This is a genomic window from Morganella sp. EGD-HP17, assembly GCF_000512315.2.
Lineage (GTDB): Bacteria > Pseudomonadota > Gammaproteobacteria > Enterobacterales > Enterobacteriaceae > Morganella > Morganella morganii.
Genome location: NZ_AZRH01000014.1, coordinates 109,476 through 131,551, shown reverse-complemented (window position 1 = coordinate 131,551; position 22,076 = coordinate 109,476). Strand labels below are relative to the sequence as shown.

The window sequence follows — 22,076 nt, the reverse complement described above, 5'->3', positions numbered from 1 at the left end:
GGTGCGCCGCGACCCGGAGCATGTTTATCAGCAGGTCAGCAAAGGTACCCTGCCCGCCGGTATCGAGTACTGGCAGCCGCTGTTTTTCACCGCACCGCTGGTACCGCTGTTTGACTATCTGCCGGATAACACCCTGCTGGTGACCCGGGATTTACAGGAATCCGCCGACCGCTTCCGCCGTGATGTGCAACAGCGTTTTGAGAGCCGGGGTGTGGATCCGATGCGCCCGTTACTGCCGCCGTCACAGCTGTGGCTGACACCGGAAGAACTCAATCAGCAGATGAAAACGCTGCCGCGTGTGCAGCTCAATAATGACAAACTGCCACGCAAAGCCGCCAATACCAACCTCGGCTATACCGCTCTGCCGGATCTGAAAGTCAATCCGCAGCTGAAATCCCCGCTTGACCCGCTGCGCCGCTTCCTGGAAAGCACAGAGGCTGCCGTGATTTTCTCGGTGGAAAGTGAGGGACGGCGCGAAAGCGTACAGGAACTGCTGGCGCGCATCAAAATCAAACCGGCGGAAATCCGCAGTCTGACGGATGCTACCGTGCCGGGTATTTATGTCATGATCGGTGCCGCTGAGCACGGCTTTGTTGATAACGACCGTCAGCGCGTCCTGATCTGCGAAAGCGATATGCTGGGTGAGCGAGTGGTGCGCCGCCGCCAGGACACCCGCCGCACAATTAACACCGACACCCTGATCCGCAACCTCGCGGAACTGCGCCCCGGTCAGCCGGTAGTGCATCTGGAGCACGGGGTCGGCCGCTATCAGGGATTAACCACCCTGGAGGCCGGGGGGATCAAGGCAGAATACCTGATCCTCACCTACGCCGGGGAAGACAAACTGTATGTCCCGGTGTCATCGCTGCATCTGATCAGCCGCTATGCCGGAGGGGCAGATGAAAGCGCCCCGCTGCATAAACTCGGCGGTGAAGCCTGGAGCAAAGCACGTCAGAAAGCAGCGGAAAAAGTCCGCGATGTGGCGGCACAGTTACTGGATATTTATGCACAGCGGGCCGTCAAACCCGGCTTTGCCTTTAAACATGATCGCGAACAGTACCGCGAGTTTTGCCAGTCTTTCCCGTTTGAAACCACTCCGGATCAGGAGCAGGCTATTAATGCCGTGCTGAGCGATATGTGTCAGCCGGTGGCGATGGACCGGCTGGTGTGCGGTGATGTCGGTTTCGGTAAAACCGAGGTCGCAATGCGGGCGGCCTTCCTCGCCGTCCATAACCACAAGCAGGTTGCTGTGCTGGTGCCGACCACTCTGCTCGCGCAGCAGCATTATGATAACTTCCGTGACCGTTTCGCCAACTGGCCGGTGCGGATTGAAGTTCTGTCCCGTTTCCGCAGCGCCAAAGAGCAGCAGCAGGTGCTGGATGATACCAGAGAAGGAAAAGTGGATATCATTATCGGCACACATAAGCTGTTGCAGAGCGATGTGCACTGGCATGATCTCGGCCTGCTGGTGGTGGACGAAGAGCACCGCTTTGGTGTCCGCCATAAAGAGCGCATCAAGGCAATGCGCGCCAATGTGGATATCCTGACCCTCACCGCCACCCCGATTCCGCGTACCCTGAATATGGCGATGAGCGGCATGCGGGACCTTTCTATTATCGCCACCCCGCCGGCAAGACGGCTGGCGGTGAAAACCTTTGTCCGTCAGTATGATGAGCTGGTGGTGCGGGAGGCGATTCTGCGTGAGGTACTGCGCGGCGGCCAGGTCTATTATCTCTACAATGATGTGGAGAATATTGAAAAAGCCCGCAACCGTATTGCGGAACTGGTACCGGAAGCCCGTGTGGCAGTCGGCCACGGACAGATGCGTGAGCGCGAGCTGGAACGGGTCATGACCGATTTCCACCATCAGCGTTTTAATGTGCTGGTATGCACCACGATTATTGAAACCGGTATCGATATTCCCAGCGCCAATACCATTATCATCGAACGGGCCGATCATTTCGGGCTGGCACAGCTGCATCAGCTGCGCGGCCGTGTCGGGCGTTCACACCATCAGGCCTATGCTTATCTGCTGACGCCACACCCGAAAGCCATGACCACCGATGCCCATAAACGCCTGGAAGCAATTGCTTCTCTGGAAGATTTAGGAGCCGGATTTGCTCTCGCCACTCATGACCTGGAAATCCGTGGTGCGGGTGAGCTGCTGGGCGAGGATCAGAGCGGCCAGATGGCCAGCGTTGGTTTCACACTCTATATGGAAATGCTGGAAAGTGCGGTTGATTCCCTGAAAAGCGGCAAAGAGCCGTCACTGGAAGATCTCACGCAGAGCCAGACCGAAGTGGAGCTGCGTATGCCGGCCCTGCTGCCGGAAGATTACCTGCCGGATGTAAACATGCGCCTCTCCTTCTACAAACGGATTGCCAGCGCGCGCAGCGATACCGAACTGACCGAGCTGAAAATTGAGCTGATTGACCGCTTCGGTCTGCTGCCGGATGCCGGTCGTCACCTGCTGGCGGCAGCGGGTCTGCGCCTGCAGGCACAGGACCTGGGGATCCGCCGGATTGAGGCGCAGGAGAAAGGCGGTTTTGTTGAGTTCAGTGAGAAAAACCATGTCGACCCGGCGTATCTTATCGGGCTTTTGCAAAATAACCCGAAACAGTACCGGCTGGACGGCCCGTCAAAACTGAAATTTATCTGTGACCTGACCGACCGCACCAAACGCATTGAGTTTATCGCGGATTTACTGACTGCATTTGCCGCTCATCCGGTATAACGTACAACATCCTCTCTGTCAGGTGCCGGTTTCGGCCGGCACCTTAAAAATGAATAAAAATCCATTTATTGTGAATATTAATTTGCAAGGTGATTATTAGTTCGGTTAGTATTTACCAAAATATAATGACAACAACAGGGTAAATACTATGGATCGTCGTTCGTTTCTGAAATCAACAGGGATCGCGCTCGGCGGATTAACCGCCGCCTCTCTGGTCACCACCGGTCAGGCCGCCACCGGTACTGTCTCACCCGCTGCCAAAGCAGCGCCGCTCAGCGCGGAAAATCCGCTGCTGCTGAACTTCAATGAAAACTCACTGGGGATGTCTCCGAAAGCCCGTCAGGCGATTATTGACGCCCTTCCCGGCGCATTCCGCTATCCGGATGCTGCCCGCGAAGCGCTGATTGAGCAGATTGCCGCGCATTTCTCACTGACACCGGAACACATCAGCCTCGGAAATGGTTCCTCAGAAACCATTCAGGCGGCTGTGCAGATGCTGGTGGCGGATGCACAGAAAAAACAGCAGCCGGTGCAACTGATTGTGCCGGATCCGACATTCAATTATGCCGAACTGTATGCTGAGCCGCTGGGCGTCAATATTGTCAAAGTGCCGCTGAAAGCCGATCTCTCTTTCGACCTCACAGCCATGCAGGCGATCGCCGATAACTTTGCCGGTCATTCCGTTATCTATATCTGTAACCCGAATAACCCGACCGCTATGATCACCCCGGCATCACAACTCGCACAGTGGGTAAACCAGGCACCGCCGCAGCAGAATTTTATTATTGATGAGGCATATGCGGAATTTGTGTCTGATCCGCAATTTAAAAGTGCGGTTGAATGGGTGGCTGCCGGAAAATCCAATATTATCGTGACACGCACTTTCTCGAAAATATTTGCCCTGGCCGGGCTTCGTGTCGGTTACGGTATTTCCGTACCGGCAGTAACGGAACAGGTAAATATTTTCAATTCTATCGATAATACTAATATAGCAGGTGCAGTTTCCGCACTGGCATCCCTGAATGATAAACCGTTTATTGATTACAGCCGCCATTCAACGGATGTTTCACGGGAAATTGTGGTTGCCGCACTGAAGGAATTAAATCTGCCTTATGCGCCCTCACAGGCTAATTTCATCTTCCATAAGGTGACCGGAGATGTAAAAACCTATCAGCAGCGGATGAAAGAAAACCATATAATGGTCGGCCGTGAATTTCCGCCGGTAACCGGCTGGAGCCGCCTGACATTAGGCACGCCGGAAGAGATGCAGCAATTTGTGGCGGTATTAAAGCAGTTTCGTCAGAAGGGCTGGGTTTAATTTCCGGTTACATTAAATAAAAAACGTGGTGAATACCGGTTTATGACATAAACCGGTATTCTTATTTTTTGTCTGTAACACACTTTATTTTACTGTATTCAGCCCGGGTAAAATGATCAGCCGCCCGGTATTATCCACCGGCATGACATCACCCGGATTATAATTGATTCTGACCTTACCGACGGTGTCATTGATTCTATACACCACATCATAGCCGACAATCCGGTGCTCATAGGTGTATGCCGTCGTACAGGAGCGGTATGTCGGGCCACCGTACACCTTCGGTGCATGCAGCAGGGTTTCATACAGCAGGTACGGGGTGCAGACCTGCTCAGTCGGGTGGACGATATCCAGGAGTTCACGCTTGTACGGACCCGGCATGGTTGTCAGGTCACAGTATTCATGGCGTACAGGCACCGTTTCCATGATAGGTTCGGATGAGAGAACCTCAGCAACAGCGGGATGTTTATTCTTTGTCACAGCAAAAGAAATGATTACCGCAAAAATAACAAACAGAAGCACAAGCCCTGTGAATGTTATTCGTGATAATGGTTTTCGTTCATTTTTATTCATTGTCAAATTATATAAATATCCAGCGGTAATAATTGGGATTATTCCTATCAAACCCGGTTTTATTTTTAACGATTAATCTTACCGGACTATATTCCCACAGCACCGCTAAATAAAAGTTAAATAATAATGATGAAACAATAATTCTGTCCCTGTAATTTATTAATTCAACCTGACTGTGTGTGTACTGACAACGATCAACAATAATTAATAAAGAGCAGTATCTGCCTTATTTTGTTCATTACCACCGGAATTATCTGTTAGTGATGATACTGAACTCCTGTTAAATAATGCATTTTCCGGCTTTATATCAAATCTGTACAATGTATATTTCCCTGTTCTGAGCAGGGTTTATTATTATAAAAAATGACGCCCGGAAGCGTCATTTTTGGGGAAGATCAATTAATGTAATTTCAGCCGCGGACGGATAATCCGGTTTATACCGCCAACCAGCATCATCAGCCCGGTTTTAATATAACCGTGCAGCGCAATCTGATGCATACGATACAGAGAAATATACATCACACGGGCAATACGCCCTTCAATCATCATATTCCCGCGCATCAGGTTACCCATCAGGCTCCCGACCGTACTGAACCGGGAGAGGGAAACCAGTGAGCCGTGATCTTTAAACACATAATCCTTCAGCGGCTTATCATTGAGTACCGCAAGGATGTTGTGATAGCAGCGGGTCGCCATCTGATGTGCTGACTGCGCGCGCGGCGGAACAAATCCGCCCTCTTTTTTCGGGCAGGATGAGCAGTCACCGATAGCGAAAATTGCGTCATCACGGGTGGTCTGGAGTGTTGGTTTGACCACCAGCTGATTAATACGGTTGGTTTCCAGCCCGCCAATCTCTTTCAGGAAATCAGGCGCTTTGATACCTGCCGCCCAGACCATCAGGCTCGCCGTGATATGCTCGCCGTCTTTGGTGTTCAGGCCGGATTCATCGGCGCTGGTGACCATGGTCTGCGTCATCACACGCACACCCAGTTTGGTGAGCTCCTGGTGAGCGGCACCGGCAATTTTCGGCGGCAGAGCAGGCAGAATACGCTCACCCGCCTCCACCAGCGTCACATTCAGTGCATCGGTATTCAGGCCTTTAAAACCGTAGCTGTGAAGCTGCTCAACGGCATTATACAGTTCTGCTGACAGTTCCACTCCGGTCGCCCCGCCGCCGACAATCGCGATATTCACTTTGTCGCCTTCGCCGTGGCTGGCGGAGTATTTCAGGAACAGGTTCAGCATCTCATTATGGAAGCGGTTTGCCTGTGACGGGCTGTCGAGGAAGATGCAGTTTTCTTTGATCCCCGGTGTACCGAAATCGTTGGAGGTACTGCCCAGCGCCATCACCAGAATGTCATAATCCAGCTCACGCTCCGGTACCAGCAGGTCACCGTTGTTATCACGGATTTCCGCCAGGGTGATATTTTTACTGTCGCGATCCAGTCCGGTCATTGAACCCAGCTGGAAATTGAAATAGTGATTGCGGGCATGCGCCAGGTAGCTCAGGGCATCCACGCCGTCATCCAGAGAACCGGTCGCCACTTCGTGTAACAGCGGTTTCCACAGGTGGCTGCTGTTGCGATCGACCAGAGTGATTTCCGCTTTTTTCTTCTTACCTAATTTGTGGCCGAGTTGCGTTGCCAGTTCCAGCCCGCCTGCGCCACCGCCGATAATCACAATCTTCGTATTCGGTGTAGTCATAACATCCTCTGAAAAATAATCTAACGTTATCTCAGGGCTCTTCAGGAAAAACAGTGAGATAACATCAGATAAAACTGAATCGTGTCACACCATGGTATACCACAACAGGTAATTTGGTCATACCATATTTGATCATAATCAAATTCTGGGTAATCCGGCGGAAAAATGCAAACATTATTTTAAATTTAACAAAACTATTTTACTTTTGGTTTACCTCTGATGCTTTCTTTAATCACCGGATTAACTTTTCGTGACAGCAGATGAAAAAAGCCTGTTATCTTGCTGATTCAGCACCAGAAAGTTATTGATGTAACGCAATGACCGGAAAGATACGTAAGAGAAAGATCACAGGAGAGACAGATTTGAGACGGGAATCGCTTCAGTTGCAGGGGAAAAAATACCGCGCCTTCCGCAGGCGCGGCCGTTTTACAGAGAGGCGGTGTTATCAGGCTTTTTTAAACGCGGTTTTAAACCCTTTGATTTCCTGCAGATGACGGGACAGATCCTTAAATTTGTGGGTCTGTTCTTCATCCCAGATAACCTGATAGTACGGTGACAGCGTGTCATGCGCACGCTGGTTATCCAGCGCCTCGTCATTGCGGGACAACAGCACCAGGCAGTTCTGCCGGTTCAGCTCGCGGAAATCCGAGATACACTTGGTCATGATATCCAGATACTCTTCCGGGCGGTCGATTTTGCCTTCCATATTTTCATACGGGAACAGGTTAGGGTTCACCATCACCTGGCGGATCCCGCACAGATATCCGACACGCTCAGCCCAGAAGCCCCCCAGACCCACGCCCAGCACAATGGCCGGTCCTTCGCTCTGTTTTACCGCTTTATCCACTTCGGTCAGCAGATATTTCATGTCATAACGCGGATGAAGCGTGCTGTAACTGATAAAACGGACATCCGGATCCGCAAATTTCAGCTGCATCACTTTTTCATGATTGCCCGGGCTGGTTGAATCAAATCCATGAAGATAAATAATCATGCTCGCTCCTGCCATTGTTCGTGTAATACGGATAGGGTTTTGTTCGCCTGCTGCCAGCGCTCACTGCGCTGCAGTTCAGCCAGATCATAACCTTTACCCCGATGATACAGCTTATCAATACTTTGTGCCGTGATAACAGGCAAATTATCAAGGATAGTCACAGCACCTTTGCGGTTATTACAGACCAGGATCATATCGCAGCCCGCATCCAGAGATGCCTGACCACGCTCCGCATAGCCGCCCATTACCGCCGCCCCTTCCATTGACAGGTCATCGGAGAAAATCACCCCGTCAAACCCGAGTTGCTGACGCAGCACCGATTTCAGCCAGTAAGATGAACCGCTCGCCGGACGATCATCAATCTGTGTGTAGATCACATGTGCGGGCATCACAGCATCAAGCAGGCCGCGCTGGATAAATTCGCGGAAAATCGCCATGTCTTTACCACGGATCACCGCCGGGTCGCGCTCATCACGCGGCGTTTCCTTGTGAGAATCCGCACTGACTGCGCCGTGCCCCGGGAAGTGTTTACCGGTGCTCGACATCCCGGCACTGCGCATACCGCGCACAAAGCGTTCCGCCATCTGCGCCGCAATGTCACCGTCCTCATGGAAAGCGCGTGAGCCGATAGCCGCACTGCCGTGCCCCAGATCCAGCACCGGTGCGAAACTGATATCAATATCCATGGCGATCATTTCCGCCGCCATCAGCCAGCCCGCCTCTTCCGCCAGTGCAGAGCCGGTGAGCAGGTCGTTAAACTGTGCGAAAGACTGTGCCGCCGGCAGACGGGTAAAGCCGTCTTTAAAGCGCTGAACACGGCCGCCCTCCTGGTCAACCGCAATCACAACACGGTTGTCGCGGGTAGCTTCACGGATCTGCCGCGTCAGTTCACGCAGCTGTGCCGTGTCATGGAAATTACGGGTAAAGAGAATCACTCCCCCGACTGAAGGGTGGCGCAGGATCTCGCGCTCTTCGCTGTCCAGCTCATACCCTTCGACATCTAACATTACAGGACCCATGGTGAAACCTCGTTGTATTTACCTGAGCCCGGCGGCGGCTTTCAGCGCGGCCGGGTATTGCAGAAACTGCGGGTCGCCGGTTTGTCCCCAGCGGCTCTCGAACCACATAACCATCATATAATCTGCCCGTGCCTGCCAGCGGCAGGTCTGCGCCAGTACGCGCTGCGGACAGTGATAAGCAGAATAATAACGCAGAAAAGTGTGAATTAACGTCAGTGACCAGTGATTGGCACGAAAAAGTGTGGCGAGAGACAGACCGATATCGGTATCAGCAGCATATTCCCAGTCAATCAGATGCAGTTCCCCTGCCGCCGTCACAATGTTGCCGGGGTGGATATCCATATGTGCAGGCGCCAGTTTCAGCGGCTGAGGCTCTGCTTCGCGCATAAAGTGACGATGAATACGCAACAGCTGCGGGGTGCGGCGGCGTTTGTCGGTCAGGTGAAAGTGGCGGTCTGCCTGCGCTTTGAGCGGCAGACGATACCCGGTAAGCGGCTGATTATGCAGATTGCTGACCAGCGCCGCCAGCTGCGGAATAAAGTCCGGTTGCTGTATCCGTTCCGGCGGCAGTGTTTCACCCTCCACCCGGTACAAAAGCAGCCAGCCGTGGCTGAACCCGGCCACGCGCGGAGCAAGACCGCTGTCACGCAGCCGGTGCAGGATACGCGCCTCTTTCTGACGGCTGACACCGATATCCGCACTGTGCACGGTCTGTGCTCTGCCAATCAGAGATACACCTTTTTGTTCAATACTGACACTTTCCCGCGTCAGCCCGTTCAGCGGACGGATTGTCCAGCCGGCGGCAGGCAGTGCGGGAAAGTGTTCAGCGAGGCATAACAGTAACGCGCGGTTACTGCTCAAGCACCGCGCCCTTACCGGACCAGATGATTTCACCGCTGCTGACAGACATCAGTTGCATCTCCATCTGACGGGCATCACGGGTACCGGTCACCACGCTGTACAGCACATAGTCGGCATTCAGATAACGCGCCAGACCGATAGCTTTGCTGCGCAGGGTCAGTGTATCGTTATCACCCATACCCAGCACCGACATGGCACTGCTGACCGCACCGGCCGGGATCACATTCAGTACCCCGGTTTTTCCGATGGTATTCATCAGCGCACCGGTCGCAACGCTGGTCTGCAGGCTGCTGTTGGTTTTATTACCGACTTTATTCACCAGCAGCGTACGGCCCTGATTCACGCCGTCGCTGTGAACCATCTGATTAACCAGTGGTGTAATACTCTGTTCCCACTCGATTTTTTTCATTTTCGGCGGAACCGGCACCGTATCCGGCGGCGGCAGCGGCAGTGGCGGCGGCGTGGTATCCGGCGGCGGTGTTACGGTACCCACCGGTACCGGGGGTGTTACCGGTGCCGTTGAAGGACACCCGGCGAGCAGCCAGACTGACGCTATCACACATAAAAGACGTTTCATCACCGTTCTCCTGTCAGCCGGTTATTTCGCCAGCATCGGCCCCAGATGATGGCCGCCGACCAGATGCATATGAATATGGAACACTTCCTGTCCGCCGTGGCGGTTACAGTTCATGATCAGGCGGTAGCCGTCATCCGCAATACCTTCCTGCTGTGCGATTTTGGCCGCGACCGTGATCATATGACCCAGAACCTGTTCATCTTCCGGCGTAACATCATTCACAGTAGGAATAAGATGGTTGGGAATAATCAGAATATGTGTCGGTGCCTGCGGGGAAATATCCCGGAACGCCGTCACGCTGTCATCCTGATAGACGATATCAGACGGAATTTCACGACGAATAATTTTACTGAAAATAGTTTCTTCGGCCATAACCTGCTCCTGTAATTAATCAGCCTGACAGATGTGTGCGGATTTACCGGACAGACACCTGAAACAGACGGCAGAAATTGTCAGTGGTGATCTCAGCAAGCGCCTCAACGCTCACCCCTTTTAATACAGCCATATACTCCGCCACATCACGCACATACGCGGGCTGGTTCTCTTTACCGCGAAACGGTACCGGGGCCAGATACGGCGAATCGGTTTCCACCAGAATGCGATCCAGCGGGACAATGCGGGCGGCTTCGCGGATCTGCTCCGCATTGCGGAACGTCACGATGCCGGAAAAGGAGATATAAAAACCTTCATCCAGCAGCGCTGATGCCGTCTCTTTGTCTTCGGTAAAGCAGTGTAACACGCCGCCGCACTCCCCGGCCTGTTCTTCGCGGATAATCGCCAGGGTATCCTCACGGGCATCCCGGGTGTGCACAATCACCGGTTTATTCAGCTCACGTCCGATACGGATATGCTCGCGGAAAACCTCACGCTGAAGCGCGGCATTCTCTTTCTGATAGTAGTAATCCAGCCCGGTTTCGCCGAGGGCCACCACCCGTTTATCCGCCGCCAGTTCACGCAGCTGTGTGAAATCATACGGCTCATCCAGATTCAGCGGATGAATACCACAGGAAAAGGCCACATCCGGGCGCTCACCAATCAGCTCGCGCATTTTTGTGTAACCCGGCAGGGTTGTCGCCACCGCCAGTGCGTATTTCACATCTCGCTGCGCGGCCTTTTGCATAACATCATCCACACTTTCATGCTTTTTTTCATAATCAAGGCAATCGAGGTGGCAGTGGGAATCTACTAAAAACATAATTAACTCATTATTTTAAATTAGGTGATGCAGAAAACAGGGTTTCCTGGTGTAACAATTGTTCTGTCAGCAGCAGTTCCTGATTCACGCCGGTGATGGTCATCAGCCGGTGGCGGCAGGTCAGCCAGCTTTCCGCTGCATTCAGTAAGTGTGCACTGCTGTAATGCGCTGCCAGTTGTGCAATCAGAGCAGACTGGTCCTGATTCAGACAGGCAGGTGCCATATTCTGCTGATATTTTACCGCATCCATAAACAGGGTGGTCAGCCAGCTGATGCGCTTTTCCGCATCCTGATGATTCAGTTCAGATAACAGCGACAGAAAATCCCCGCTGCGCACGGATTCTGCCAGCTGGGTAAACAGATTCAGCCGGTTCTGCCAGTCAGCGGTGGTCAGCAGTGACAGTGCCGCCGCCGGGGCATTGTGGCAAAGATTCAGCGCAGTCTGCCGCGACACCGCATCAGACGGCGGATGCTCGCGCTGTAACCACTGTAAACCGGTCTCCGCTGACGGCGGTGCCAGATGATAAGCAAAACAGCGGCTGCGCAGTGTCGGCAGCAACTGCTCCGCCCGCAGGCTCTGTAACACAAACCAGGTATTCTCTGTCGGCTCTTCCAGGGTTTTCAGTAAGGCGTTGGCGGCTGCTTCGGTCAGCAGTTCCGCCTGCGGAATATGCACCAGTTTGGCACCACTCTGCTGGGCGTGCTCATACAGTTTTTCTGTCACGGCTCTCACAGCATCAATCCCGGTGGCAGATTTACCCTTTTCCGGCTGCAGCAGATAAAAATCCGGATGGGTGCCTGCCAGCATCAGTTTACAGCTGTGGCACTCCCCGCAGCTTTTGATGCCCTGCGGCTGCTGACACATCCGCAGCCGTGTCAGGGCATAGGCCAGCTCATCAGTGCCGGTGCCGGGCATACCGTACAGCAGCAGAGCATGATGCCCCTGACCGGACATCCACGCGGTTGCCAGCTGGCGGTAAACCGGATTAAGCCACGGATACCAGTTCATTACGCCTCTTCCTGCTGTGCCAGCCAGTTCAGTACGGCAGTGCGGATTGATTGATGGACGTTATCTATTGATTGCGAAGCATCAACGGTTACAATGCGCGGATCGGATTCAGCCAGCTCCAGATAACGGGCCCGGGTGCGGCGGAAGAAATCCAGTGATTCCTGTTCGATTCTGTCCAGCTCGCCCCGGCTGCGGGCGCGGGCCAGGCCGGTTTCCGGCGGCAGATCGAGATACAGGGTGAAATCAGGATAAAAATCCCCCAGTACGGTATCACGCAGTGACTCCATCAGTTTGCGATCGATACCGCGTCCGCCGCCCTGATAGGCCTGAGAGGAGAGATCATGACGGTCGCCGATCACCCATTGTCCGCGCGCCAGTGCCGGTTTGATAACATTATCCACCAGCTGAATACGCGCGGCATATAACATCAGTACTTCCGCTTTATCAGTAACCGTTTCGCCGTCGATTCCGTCTTTAATCAGGGTGCGCAGCTTTTCTGCCAGCGGTGTGCCGCCCGGCTCACGGGTATAGACCAGGTCAGTGATGCCGTTTTCACGCAACGTATCAACAATCACCTGACGTGCCGTGGTTTTTCCGGCACCTTCAAGCCCTTCAATTACAATAAATTTGCCTGTCATTGTTTTTTTAATCCGTTACGGTAATCCGCAACCGCCCGGTTGTGATCCCGCAGATTCGTGGTAAATACATGTCCGCCTTTGCCGTCCGCGACAAAGTAAAGGTAACCCGTGGTGTCCGGTTTGGCTGCCGCATCCAGCGAGGCACTGCCCGGCATGGCGATAGGTGTCGGCGGCATGCCGTCAATCTGATACGTATTATACGGCGTTACCCGCACCAGGTCGCTGCGGTAAATCGTGCCCTGATAACGCTCACCCATGCCGTAAATTACCGTCGGGTCGGTTTGCAGGCGCATTTTCAGTTTCAGCCGGTTCATAAAGACCGACGCCACTTTTTTACGTTCACCGTCCACGCCGGTCTCTTTTTCAATCAGCGAGGCCATAATCAGCATTTCATACGGATCCGCATACGGTAAGTCGGTATTACGGGTCTTCCAGGCTGCCGCGAGTTTGGTTTCCATCTGCTGATGTGCCCGCTTCAGGATTTGCGTGTCTTCTGTTCCGGCTGTATAGAGATAGGTATCCGGGTAGAAACGCCCTTCCAGGTGGCTGCCGGCCGGCAGGCCGAGCATTTCTGTCAGTTTATCTGCCGGTAAATCCGCGAGGGTCTGTTTCAGGTAAGGGGCTTCTGACAAGATTTTCTGCCAGTCCGCTAATTTACTGCCCTCAACAAAACGGATACTAAATTGTGCCTCTTTACCGCTGACAAACAGTTGCAGCATGCTTTTGACCGTCATATCCGGCGTCAGTCGGTAAGTACCGGCTTTGATTTTTGCCAGATCCGGCTCCAGTTGCAGCAGCCAGTCATAATTGTGTGATTCCGGGATAATCCCGCTTTCCGCCAGTTTTTTCTCCAGCGCCACACGACCGGTGCCCGGCGGAATGGTGAAAATGGTTTCTTCAGTGACAGAAATTTTTTGTCCGGAAAATGCGTTCACCTGATGATAAAGCCAGTACGCCACGCCGCCCGCAACTGCGAGCAGCACCAAAAATGTCACAAGGAAAATCCGTGTTTTTTTCATCAGTCATTAACTCTGTTAATTCAGGGTATTGCTGCCGGACAGTGCGGCAAAAGCCAGGTAAAGAGCGAGCGGGAGGTATAATGCCAGTGATGACGGGCATCCGCGCGGATATCATTGACCGGCATGACCGGCATCAGCGCGTTGCACATAATCACTTCATCCGCTTTTGCCAGCACCTGCGGAAAACGTTCGGTTTCATAACAGCGGTAACGGCTGCCTTTCAGCACATCCATGATATGCGCGCGCATCACACCGGCCACACCACATTTGCTCAGTGACGGGGTAAACACATCATCGCCGCAGCGCCAGAACAGATTGGCGCTGCAGCCTTCGGTCAGAAGGCCGTCAGTATCACAGACAATGGCTTCATCGGCCTGCTGTTCTGCCGTATAACGGCGGATCAGCACCTGCTCCAGCCGGTTCAGGTGTTTGATACCGGCCAGATACGGATTGACCGACAATGGCACCGGGCTTTTCACCACCGATAACCCGCGCTCCTGCAATACCGGATAGCTTTCCGGATATGCGGAGCGGATCAGGATCACCAGCGGCGGTACATCCGCACGCAGATAACCGCGTCCCTGCTCACCAGCGGAAACAATCACTTTCAGCACACCATCCGCTGTACCCTCTGCGGCCTGCATTATCCACTGGGGCAGCAGCGCGTCATCCGGCGGTGTCAGCCCCAGCCCGGCACAACCACTACGGAGCCGGTGCAGGTGACGTGAAAGCAGCGACGGTTTGCTGTTCACAATGCGCATCGTGGTAAAACAGCCGTCACCAAACTGCACACTGCGATCAGAAATCGCGATGGTGTGCTGCGGTACACCATTAACCCAGTAATGCGTCTGTTGTGTCATAGCCAACTCATTGTTTTAACGGTTATTATTTAACCGTCATTCAGTATGCGGACAGACCTGTATAATAGTACAGCTGTGATTTTTGTGCAAAACTGCGATAGCGTCACCCGCCAGGTAAAAAAAAAGCGCCGTCAGGCGCTTTTCTCTCAGAAAACAGACTCAGATCTTACGGAAAATCAGGGAACCGTTGGTGCCGCCGAAGCCGAAAGAGTTACAGAGTGCGTATTCCATACCTTCCACTTTGCGGGCTTTGCCCGGTACAAAGTCGAGTTTGCAGACCGCTTCATCCTGATTATCCAGGTTGATGGTCGGCGGTACAATCTGATCACGCAGTGCCAGAATGGTGAAAATGGATTCCACTGCACCGGCGGCACCCAGCAGGTGACCGGTCATGGATTTGGTGGAACTGACCAGAACGTTGGTTCCTTCACCAAATACCGTTTCAACGGCTTTCGCTTCCGCCACATCACCCGCAGAGGTGGATGTGCCGTGCGCATTGATATAGCCGATGCTGTCAGCAGGAATGCCTGCATCCTGAATCGCATTTGCCATGGCCAGTGCGGCACCGTCACCGTTTTCCGGTGGTGATGTCATGTGATAAGCATCGCTGCTCATCCCGAAACCGACCAGTTCCGCATAGATTTTCGCACCGCGGTTTTTCGCGTGTTCGTACTCTTCCAGCACCAGCATACCGGCACCGTCACCGAGCACAAACCCGTCACGATCTTTATCCCACGGACGGCTTGCGCCCTGAGGATTGTCATTATTGGTGGATAAGGCACGCGCAGCACCGAACCCGGCAACACCTAATGGTGTGCTGGCTTTTTCAGTACCACCGGCAACCATCACATCCGCATCACCGTAAGCGATGATCCGGGCAGCATGACCAATGTTATGCACGCCGGATGTACAGGCAGTGGCAATGGAAATGCTTGGTCCGCGCAGGCCGTACATAATACTTAAGTGTCCGGCAACCATATTGATGATAGTTGAGGGAACAAAGAACGGGCTCACTTTACGCGGGCCGCCGGCAGCCAGAGAGCTGCAGTTTTCTTCAATCAGTCCGAGACCACCAATACCAGAACCAATCGCAGCTCCGATACGGGTTGCATTGGCTTCTGTTACTTCGATTCCGGAATCCGCAATTGCCTGGATACCGGCTGCAATACCGTATTGAATGAAGAGATCCATCTTCCGGGCATCTTTGCGCGAAATATTAAAATCTTCGTGATTGAAATCTTTTACCATACCTGCGAATTTGGTCGCATGGTTAGAGGTGTCAAAATGATCAATCAGGCTGATACCACTCTGCCCGGCACACACAGCTTTCCAGGATGAATCGACTGTATTACCGACAGGAGATAACATGCCAAGTCCGGTCACGACTACACGACGCTCAGACACGCTTATCCTCCGGGGGGGAAAATAAAAGAAACAAGGCGGTCGGGTGACCGCCTGGACATGAGGGATGCTTACTTGCCTGCGTTCTCAACGTAGTCAATAGCAGCCTGTACAGTTGTGATTTTTTCTGCTTCTTCGTCTGGGATTTCGATGTCGAACTCTTCTTCCAGAGCCATCACCAGCTCAACTGTGTCAAGAGAATCAGCGCCTAAGTCATCAACGAATGAAGCTTCGTTTTTTACTTCTTCCTCTTTAACACCCAGTTGTTCAACGATGATTTTCTTAACACGTTCTTCGATAGCGCTCATACTATTAAATTTCCTATCAAAACTCGCTATATGCGATGGTTTTCGTAGTTTATAAAATACAGGAAAAGATGCAACCCAATCCCGGCTGGTCTAACCATATAAATACTCACTTTTGCGTGTGTTTACACAAAAACAGCAAATGGTTAGCTCAAACATTAAATCATGTACATGCCACCATTGACATGCAATGTCTCGCCTGTGATGTAAGCCGCTTCATCAGAAGCTAAGAAGGCTACAGCACTGGCAATCTCTTCAGCATCACCCAAACGGTTAGCAGGAACCTGAGATAAAATGCCTGCACGCTGGTCGTCTGTCAATGCACGAGTCATATCGGTTTCGATAAAACCCGGGGCAACGACGTTGACGGTGATGCCGCGCGACGCGACTTCACGGGCGAGTGATTTACTGAAACCAATCAGCCCGGCTTTCGCCGCCGCATAGTTAGCCTGTCCGGCGTTCCCCATCGTTCCGACAACAGAACCGATGGTGATGATGCGCCCGCAACGTTTTTTCATCATGGCGCGCATAACCGCTTTGGACAGACGGAATACGGATGAAAGGTTAGTGTCGAGGATATCCTGCCACTCATCGTCTTTCATACGCATCAGTAAGTTGTCACGTGTGATACCTGCATTATTAACCAAAATATCAATTTCGCCAAACTCAGCGCGAATATTTTCTAATACATGGTCAATGGATGCGCTGTCGGTCACGTTCAGGGCAAGGCCTTTACCCTTTGCGCCTAAGTATTCACTGATAGCAGCCGCACCGCTTTCGCTGGTCGCAGTACCAATCACAGTTGCACCACGTGCTGCTAATTTCTCAGCAATTGCACGGCCGATTCCGCGGCTCGCACCGGTGACAAGGGCAATTTTGCCTTCAAAGCTCATCTCAACCTCAGCGATTTTCAAGTGCTGTTTCCAATGATGACATATCATTGACAGCAGATGATGTTAATGTTTTCACAATACGCTTAGTCAGCCCGGTCAGTACTTTGCCCGGCCCTGCTTCCAGCAGATCTTCAATACCCTGCGCGGCCATAAACTCAACAGTTTCTGTCCAGCGCACCGGATTATAAAGCTGACGGACTAATGCATCACGAATTGCATCGGCGGAAGTCTCTATCTTAACATCAACATTGTTCACAACAGAAAAGATTGGTGTATTAAATGTGATATTTTTTAGCGCAACGGCTAATTTATCAGCAGCCGGCTTCATTAATGCACAATGTGACGGCACACTGACCGACAACGGCAGCGCACGTTTTGCTCCGGCTTCCTTACATAATGCCCCGGCACGCTCAACGGCGTCTTTCTCACCGGCGATAACCACCTGGCCCGGCGAGTTAAAGTTAACCGGTGATACGACCTGACCTTGTGCAGCTTCTTCACAGGCTCTGGCGATAGCATCATTGTCCAGACCGATGATGGCATACATTGCCCCGGTACCGGCCGGAACGGCTTCCTGCATCAGGCGGCCGCGTAATTCCACCAGTTTGATAGCTTCTTTAAAATCCATCACACCGGCACACACCAGCGCGGAGTATTCCCCCAGGCTGTGACCGGCCATCATGGCAGGCATGGCGCCGTTTTTTTCCTGCCAGACACGCCAGATGGCCACAGAGGCCGCCAGCAGTGCAGGCTGGGTCTGCCAGGTTTTATTCAGTTCTTCTTCCGGCCCGTTCTGAACGAGTGCCCATAAATCGTAGCCCAGTTCAGCGGATGCTTCGGCAAAGGTTGCCTCAACGACCGGAAAATTTGCCGCGAGGTCCGCCAGCATACCGACTGACTGAGAACCCTGTCCCGGAAATACCATTGCATATGCAGACATGATTTAGCTTCCTGAAAAATTAAAAACGAATTAATGCAGAACCCCAGGCAAAACCGCCGCCGAAGGCTTCAATCAGAATCAGCTGACCGCGTTTGATGCGCCCGTCACGAACCGCTTCGTCGAATGCAGTCGGTACAGAGGCTGCAGAGGTGTTGCCGTGACGATCCAGGGTAACCACCACTTTATCCATGCCCATATTTAATTTTTTTGCTGTGGCACTGATAATGCGCAGGTTTGCCTGATGCGGCACCAGCCAGTCGAGTTCTGATTTATCAATATTGTTCGCCACCAGCGCTTCTTCAACGACGTTGGCTAATTCACGGACCGCCACACGGAATACTTCGTTACCTGCCATTGTCAGGTACGCCGGTTTTTCGCTGTCTTTGCGATCTTTATTCGGTAATGTCAGCAGGTCGCCGTAGCGGCCGTCTGCATGTAAATGGGTGGAGAGAATGCCCGGCTCTTCTGAGGCTTCAACCACAAAAGCACCTGCGCCGTCACCAAACAGGATAACCGTACCGCGATCTGCCGGATCCAGCGTTTTCGCCAGCACATCCGAACCGATCACCAGGGCTTTTTTCGCCATCCCGGTTTTAATGAACTGATCCACCACACTGATGGCATAGCTGAAACCGGCACATGCCGCCGCCACATCAAAGGAGATACAGCTGTCAATGCCCAGCAGTTTCTGGATTTCACAGGCCGCGCTCGGGAAACCGTGCGTGGAAGAAGTGGTGCCCACAACAATCAGATCGATATCACCGGCAGGAATACCCGCCATATCCAGTGCGTTCAGTGCTGCCTGGTGGCCCATTGTAACAACGGTTTCATCATCACCGGCCAGACGGCGCTCACGGATACCCGTACGAGTAACAATCCACTCATCGGTTGTGTCGACCATTTTTTCCAGATCAGCATTTGTGCGGATTTGTGCAGGAAGATAGCTCCCGGTTCCTAAAATTTTCGTATACATATTAGTTAGTTACTCTTGGGTAATACCATAGCGAGACGGGATGCGATTCGTTCAGGCACCTGCTTTTCAACAGTCTGAACCGCCTGCGTTATGGCAGCGTTGAATGCACTTACATTCGCCGCACCGTGACTCTTAATCACAATGCCGCGTAATCCTAACAGAGAAGCACCGTTATACTGGTCGGGGTTCAGGTGGCTGAAGCGTTTATTCAGCCATTTTGTCACCACTTTCTTCACAAGTTTGTACAGCAGGGATGACGATTTGCCTTCATTTTGTGATTTAAACATAGAAAGGATCACACGAATCACCCCTTCCATGGTTTTCAGGGTAACGTTACCCGCGAAGCCGTCACAGACCAGCACATCAGTTTTACCGGTCAGCAGTTCGTTGCCTTCGGCATAGCCGATATAATTGATGTCCGGTATCGATTTCAGCACAGTGGCTGCTTCGCGGATATTGTCGAGTCCCTTGGTTTCTTCTTCGCCGATGTTCAGTAATGCCACACGCGGATGCGGGATCCCGGCCACATCTTCTGCCATCACCGCGCCCATAACAGCAAACTGCACCAGCATGTCACTGCTGCACTCCGCATTTGCGCCCAGATCAAGCAGCACCGTTTTGCCTTTCTTCTGATTTGGCACCACGGTCATCAGTGCAGGACGCTCGATGCCTTCAATCGATTTCAGCATCAGTTTCGCCAGCCCCATCAGCGCCCCGGTGTTTCCGGCACTGACGCACGCCTGTGCCTCCCCCTCTTTCACCAGTTCCAGCGCGATACGCATGGATGTGCCTTTGCTCTGGCGGATAGCCTGAGAAGGTTTGGCATCACCGGCAATCGTCTCATAGGCAGGGATCACCCGCAGACGACTGAGCAGCTCAGCATTCTGGTTTGCAAGCAGAGGAGAAATGGAATCAGGGTGCCCGACCAGCAACAGGGTGAGCTTTGGATTAGATGCCAGTGCCTGCAGCGAGGCAGGCACTGTGACATGGGGGCCGATATCCCCACCCATGGCATCTAACGCGATGGTTAGATTAGTCAAGATATCAACGTGCTTAAAAAGCAGCAGATTACTTGTTGATTACCTTACGACCACGGTAGTAACCATCAGCGGTCACATGGTGGCGCAGATGAGTTTCACCAGAGGTTTTGTCAACAGAAACCAGAGTTGCTGACAGTGCGTCATGAGAGCGACGCATACCACGTTTGGAACGAGTTGGTTTATTTTGTTGTACGGCCATTGACCTTACTCCTTAAGTACTTTTCTTTAAACTGGCTAATGCGGCAAACGGATTTGGCTTTTCTGCTTCCGGAGGAAGCTCACCAAAGACTTTCACCGCGTCGGACACTTCACAGTGTTCAGAATCATGTACCGGAACCACAGGCAGAGAAAGAATTAATTCATCTTCAATCATTGCCAGTAAATCTGTCTCACCAAAATCATTTACGTCAATTGGCTCATACTCTTCCGGTAATGCCTCAGCCTGTTCATCGCTGACAACCGGGCTGAAACAATACGTTGCGCGGACATGAAGCGGGAAGATATTACCACACCGCTGACACTCAAGTGAAACATCAGTTTCTGCTGTTCCCTTAATGACTGTCAGACGCTGCGGGTCGATTTCAAACGTCAAATCAACATCAACATCGCTGTCCACACTGACTACCGATTCGGCTAACCGCGTAACCTGCTCAGGTGCATAGCACCCCCGGTAATCCAGACGCTTCTGCGCGGCGCGCTTTGCATCAATAGTCAGAGGTAATTTTATCTTTTGCATAAGGCGCGCATCTTATATTCGTAAGACGATATAGTCAAAGAAAATATAGACAGCAAAGAGGGCGGTAACCTGCCTTCCCGCTAAAAATACACTCAATAAGCGGCGCATAGTTTAGAATGAGTTTATTCTTTTTACCACGACTTTCGGAATATTTATGATCTCACTGGTTCTCGCCTCCACCTCCCTGTACCGCAAAGCCCTGCTGGAAAAACTCGGCATCCCGTTTGTATCCGCAGCCCCGGGTACGGATGAAACCCCGCATCCGGCAGAAGACGCGCAGTCTCTGGTCATGCGCCTGGCGCGCGAAAAGGCCCGTTCATTAACGCAGCAGTACCCTGACAGCCTGATTATCGGCTCTGATCAGGTCTGTGTGCTGGACGGGGAAATCACCGGCAAACCGCATCATTACGATGCTGCCTTTGCACAACTGCGCAAAGCCTCCGGTCAGTGCATCACCTTTTATACCGGGCTGAGCCTGTACAACAGTGCCACCGGGGAAGATCACACGATATGTGAACCTTACTGTGTGCATTTCCGTACACTGGATGATGACGAAATTCGTGCCTATCTGCTGGCGGAAACGCCCTATCAGTGTGCCGGAAGCTTTAAATCTGAAGGTTTAGGAATCGCCTTATTTAAAAAACTTCAGGGAGATGACCCTAATACACTGATAGGTTTACCGCTGATCCGTCTGACAGAATTACTGATTCAGGCCGGATACAACCCACTGCGGATCCCCCGCTGACACACGCCGGGTATCTGATGATTTTGAGGAACTGACATGAAGCTGAAAATGATCGCTGCCGCAACGCTGCTGTTCAGTGCTGCCGGTCTGGCTGCCCCGTCACTGGCGGATAAAACAACCTTTGTTGCCGACTGTACAAAAGGTGCTGTGACCAACCTGAAAAACCCGGATAACCGCAGCAAAGTCCCGGCGGTCTGTGAGTGTGTGTATGACAACTCACTGGCGAAATTCGGCAAAGACGGGCTGGAAAAACTGGATGACCGGGTCCGCAAAGGTCAGGCGCTGACCGAACAGGACTCTCAGGCGATCGGTGAGATTGCACAGAGCTGTACCACAAAGATTATCGGTGTACAGCCGCAGTAACCGCAGAATACCTTCTGTATAAGAAAAAACCCGCGTTCTGCGCGGGTTGAGATTGCTGACAAAGCAGGATAAAACGTGGTTTTTCCTGCTTTGTGTTATCAGCCGAAAATCAATGAATTGATTTTCCTGGTTTATTTTCACAACCTCTGTCGGTCGTCGCCAACCCTTACGGGCTTGTC

The 22,076-nt window shown here is 52.4% G+C and carries 25 protein-coding genes; 5 read left to right on the top strand and 20 right to left on the bottom strand.

The genetic code is table 11. The features are described 5' to 3' along the window. Together mfd and X965_RS14945 are read left to right on the top strand one after the other, a co-directional pair. Positions 1-2,734: transcription-repair coupling factor (mfd, locus tag X965_RS14950; protein WP_036418641.1), on the top strand; the 2,734-nt coding region annotated here is incomplete at its 5' end. 148 nt (positions 2,735-2,882) lie between these two features. Beyond that, positions 2,883-4,052, top strand: coding sequence for a histidinol-phosphate transaminase (locus X965_RS14945; RefSeq protein ID WP_004238094.1), 1,170 nt, complete (start codon positions 2,883-2,885; stop codon positions 4,050-4,052). A gap of 84 nt (positions 4,053-4,136) precedes the next feature. On the opposite strand, the gene umoD is transcribed toward X965_RS14945, so the two are convergent. Further along, complete coding sequence (gene umoD / locus X965_RS14940) at positions 4,137-4,574, bottom strand: UmoD family flagellar biogenesis regulator (RefSeq protein ID WP_036418640.1); 438 nt, start codon at positions 4,572-4,574, stop codon at positions 4,137-4,139. Here umoD and X965_RS19795 point away from each other — a divergent pair. Next, a complete protein-coding gene (locus X965_RS19795) occupies positions 4,477-4,701 on the top strand; it encodes a hypothetical protein (protein ID WP_125460926.1) in 225 nt (74 codons plus the stop codon). The genes umoD and X965_RS19795 overlap by 98 nt on opposite strands. Before the next feature lie 323 nt (positions 4,702-5,024). Here the strand turns inward: X965_RS19795 and X965_RS14935 are convergent, their stop codons facing one another. From X965_RS14935 to yceD, 19 genes are all read right to left on the bottom strand, one after another. Continuing rightward, positions 5,025-6,329: an NAD(P)/FAD-dependent oxidoreductase gene (locus X965_RS14935; protein ID WP_004238091.1), complete on the bottom strand. Its 1,305-nt coding sequence runs from the start codon at positions 6,327-6,329 to the stop codon at positions 5,025-5,027. Positions 6,330-6,774: 445 nt separating this feature from the next. Then, a complete protein-coding gene (gene ycfP / locus X965_RS14930; RefSeq protein WP_004238088.1) occupies positions 6,775-7,323 on the bottom strand; it encodes an alpha/beta hydrolase YcfP in 549 nt (182 codons plus the stop codon). Continuing rightward, complete coding sequence (gene nagZ, locus X965_RS14925) at positions 7,320-8,342, bottom strand: beta-N-acetylhexosaminidase (protein WP_036418639.1); 1,023 nt, start codon at positions 8,340-8,342, stop codon at positions 7,320-7,322. The genes ycfP and nagZ overlap by 4 nt, the downstream gene beginning before the upstream one ends. A gap of 18 nt (positions 8,343-8,360) precedes the next feature. Then, entirely contained in the window at positions 8,361-9,203 is an 843-nt protein-coding gene (locus X965_RS14920) for a hypothetical protein (RefSeq protein WP_004238086.1), read from the bottom strand. After that, the gene (lpoB, locus tag X965_RS14915; protein WP_004238085.1) at positions 9,193-9,780 is read right to left on the bottom strand and encodes a penicillin-binding protein activator LpoB; all 588 of its coding nucleotides are present in this window, start codon (positions 9,778-9,780) and stop codon (positions 9,193-9,195) included. Before lpoB ends, X965_RS14920 begins: the two co-directional genes overlap by 11 nt. Positions 9,781-9,801: 21 nt before the next feature. Then, positions 9,802-10,152: a purine nucleoside phosphoramidase gene (gene hinT, locus X965_RS14910; RefSeq protein WP_004238084.1), complete on the bottom strand. Its 351-nt coding sequence runs from the start codon at positions 10,150-10,152 to the stop codon at positions 9,802-9,804. Between the two features lie 43 nt (positions 10,153-10,195). After that, positions 10,196-10,975 (bottom strand): metal-dependent hydrolase, encoded by a 780-nt coding sequence (locus X965_RS14905; protein WP_004238082.1) that lies wholly within the window; start codon positions 10,973-10,975, stop codon positions 10,196-10,198. Between the two features lie 10 nt (positions 10,976-10,985). After that, on the bottom strand, positions 10,986-11,984 hold the full coding sequence (gene holB, locus X965_RS14900) for a DNA polymerase III subunit delta' (RefSeq protein ID WP_004238081.1): 999 nt from the start codon (positions 11,982-11,984) through the stop codon (positions 10,986-10,988). Then, the gene (tmk, locus tag X965_RS14895) at positions 11,984-12,622 is read right to left on the bottom strand and encodes a dTMP kinase (RefSeq protein ID WP_004238080.1); all 639 of its coding nucleotides are present in this window, start codon (positions 12,620-12,622) and stop codon (positions 11,984-11,986) included. Before tmk ends, holB begins: the two co-directional genes overlap by 1 nt. Next, positions 12,619-13,641 carry an endolytic transglycosylase MltG gene (gene mltG / locus X965_RS14890; protein ID WP_004238078.1) on the bottom strand — a complete coding sequence of 341 codons (1,023 nt, stop codon included), beginning with the start codon at positions 13,639-13,641 and terminating at the stop codon, positions 12,619-12,621. The genes tmk and mltG overlap by 4 nt, the downstream gene beginning before the upstream one ends. 20 nt (positions 13,642-13,661) lie before the next feature. After that, positions 13,662-14,501, bottom strand: a complete 840-nt coding sequence (gene pabC / locus X965_RS14885) for an aminodeoxychorismate lyase (protein ID WP_004238077.1) — start codon at positions 14,499-14,501, stop codon at positions 13,662-13,664. Between the two features lie 159 nt (positions 14,502-14,660). Continuing rightward, positions 14,661-15,905 (bottom strand): beta-ketoacyl-ACP synthase II, encoded by a 1,245-nt coding sequence (fabF, locus tag X965_RS14880; protein ID WP_015422831.1) that lies wholly within the window; start codon positions 15,903-15,905, stop codon positions 14,661-14,663. A gap of 68 nt (positions 15,906-15,973) precedes the next feature. Next, on the bottom strand, positions 15,974-16,210 hold the full coding sequence (gene acpP / locus X965_RS14875; protein ID WP_004238075.1) for an acyl carrier protein: 237 nt from the start codon (positions 16,208-16,210) through the stop codon (positions 15,974-15,976). A gap of 155 nt (positions 16,211-16,365) precedes the next feature. Then, a complete protein-coding gene (gene fabG, locus X965_RS14870; protein ID WP_004240650.1) occupies positions 16,366-17,100 on the bottom strand; it encodes a 3-oxoacyl-ACP reductase FabG in 735 nt (244 codons plus the stop codon). A gap of 7 nt (positions 17,101-17,107) precedes the next feature. Further along, on the bottom strand, positions 17,108-18,040 hold the full coding sequence (gene fabD / locus X965_RS14865; protein WP_004238071.1) for an ACP S-malonyltransferase: 933 nt from the start codon (positions 18,038-18,040) through the stop codon (positions 17,108-17,110). A gap of 19 nt (positions 18,041-18,059) precedes the next feature. Then, the gene (locus X965_RS14860; RefSeq protein ID WP_004238069.1) at positions 18,060-19,013 is read right to left on the bottom strand and encodes a beta-ketoacyl-ACP synthase III; all 954 of its coding nucleotides are present in this window, start codon (positions 19,011-19,013) and stop codon (positions 18,060-18,062) included. A 5-nt stretch (positions 19,014-19,018) separates the two neighbouring features. Next, positions 19,019-20,053, bottom strand: coding sequence for a phosphate acyltransferase PlsX (gene plsX / locus X965_RS14855; RefSeq protein ID WP_071823274.1), 1,035 nt, complete (start codon positions 20,051-20,053; stop codon positions 19,019-19,021). Positions 20,054-20,081: 28 nt separating this feature from the next. Beyond that, complete coding sequence (gene rpmF, locus X965_RS19055) at positions 20,082-20,252, bottom strand: 50S ribosomal protein L32 (RefSeq protein WP_004240653.1); 171 nt, start codon at positions 20,250-20,252, stop codon at positions 20,082-20,084. Positions 20,253-20,264: 12 nt separating this feature from the next. Further along, on the bottom strand, positions 20,265-20,789 hold the full coding sequence (gene yceD, locus X965_RS14850) for a 23S rRNA accumulation protein YceD (RefSeq protein WP_004238065.1): 525 nt from the start codon (positions 20,787-20,789) through the stop codon (positions 20,265-20,267). 154 nt (positions 20,790-20,943) lie between these two features. Here yceD and X965_RS14845 point away from each other — a divergent pair, with 154 nt between their 5' ends. Beyond that, entirely contained in the window at positions 20,944-21,534 is a 591-nt protein-coding gene (locus tag X965_RS14845) for a nucleoside triphosphate pyrophosphatase (protein WP_004238064.1), read from the top strand. A gap of 36 nt (positions 21,535-21,570) precedes the next feature. Continuing rightward, positions 21,571-21,897, top strand: a complete 327-nt coding sequence (locus X965_RS14840) for a hypothetical protein (RefSeq protein WP_004238063.1) — start codon at positions 21,571-21,573, stop codon at positions 21,895-21,897. Positions 21,898-22,076 lie beyond the last annotated feature (179 nt).

Excerpts from the sequence above, each read along its gene's own strand:
- X965_RS14945 (WP_004238094.1), top strand. The coding sequence starts at position 2,883 with ATGGATCGTCGTTCGTTTCTGAAATCAACAGGGATCGCGCTCGGCGGA.
- X965_RS19795 (WP_125460926.1), top strand. The coding sequence starts at position 4,477 with ATGATAGGTTCGGATGAGAGAACCTCAGCAACAGCGGGATGTTTATTC.
- X965_RS14935 (WP_004238091.1), bottom strand. The coding sequence starts at position 6,329 with ATGACTACACCGAATACGAAGATTGTGATTATCGGCGGTGGCGCAGGC.
- ycfP (WP_004238088.1), bottom strand. The coding sequence starts at position 7,323 with ATGATTATTTATCTTCATGGATTTGATTCAACCAGCCCGGGCAATCAT.
- nagZ (WP_036418639.1), bottom strand. The coding sequence starts at position 8,342 with ATGGGTCCTGTAATGTTAGATGTCGAAGGGTATGAGCTGGACAGCGAA.
- lpoB (WP_004238085.1), bottom strand. The coding sequence starts at position 9,780 with ATGAAACGTCTTTTATGTGTGATAGCGTCAGTCTGGCTGCTCGCCGGG.
- hinT (WP_004238084.1), bottom strand. The coding sequence starts at position 10,152 with ATGGCCGAAGAAACTATTTTCAGTAAAATTATTCGTCGTGAAATTCCG.
- X965_RS14905 (WP_004238082.1), bottom strand. The coding sequence starts at position 10,975 with ATGTTTTTAGTAGATTCCCACTGCCACCTCGATTGCCTTGATTATGAA.
- holB (WP_004238081.1), bottom strand. The coding sequence starts at position 11,984 with ATGAACTGGTATCCGTGGCTTAATCCGGTTTACCGCCAGCTGGCAACC.
- tmk (WP_004238080.1), bottom strand. The coding sequence starts at position 12,622 with ATGACAGGCAAATTTATTGTAATTGAAGGGCTTGAAGGTGCCGGAAAA.
- mltG (WP_004238078.1), bottom strand. The coding sequence starts at position 13,641 with ATGAAAAAAACACGGATTTTCCTTGTGACATTTTTGGTGCTGCTCGCA.
- pabC (WP_004238077.1), bottom strand. The coding sequence starts at position 14,501 with ATGACACAACAGACGCATTACTGGGTTAATGGTGTACCGCAGCACACC.
- acpP (WP_004238075.1), bottom strand. The coding sequence starts at position 16,210 with ATGAGCGCTATCGAAGAACGTGTTAAGAAAATCATCGTTGAACAACTG.
- fabG (WP_004240650.1), bottom strand. The coding sequence starts at position 17,100 with ATGAGCTTTGAAGGCAAAATTGCCCTTGTCACCGGTGCGAGCCGCGGA.
- fabD (WP_004238071.1), bottom strand. The coding sequence starts at position 18,040 with ATGTCTGCATATGCAATGGTATTTCCGGGACAGGGTTCTCAGTCAGTC.
- X965_RS14860 (WP_004238069.1), bottom strand. The coding sequence starts at position 19,013 with ATGTATACGAAAATTTTAGGAACCGGGAGCTATCTTCCTGCACAAATC.
- rpmF (WP_004240653.1), bottom strand. The coding sequence starts at position 20,252 with ATGGCCGTACAACAAAATAAACCAACTCGTTCCAAACGTGGTATGCGT.
- yceD (WP_004238065.1), bottom strand. The coding sequence starts at position 20,789 with ATGCAAAAGATAAAATTACCTCTGACTATTGATGCAAAGCGCGCCGCG.
- X965_RS14845 (WP_004238064.1), top strand. The coding sequence starts at position 20,944 with ATGATCTCACTGGTTCTCGCCTCCACCTCCCTGTACCGCAAAGCCCTG.
- X965_RS14840 (WP_004238063.1), top strand. The coding sequence starts at position 21,571 with ATGAAGCTGAAAATGATCGCTGCCGCAACGCTGCTGTTCAGTGCTGCC.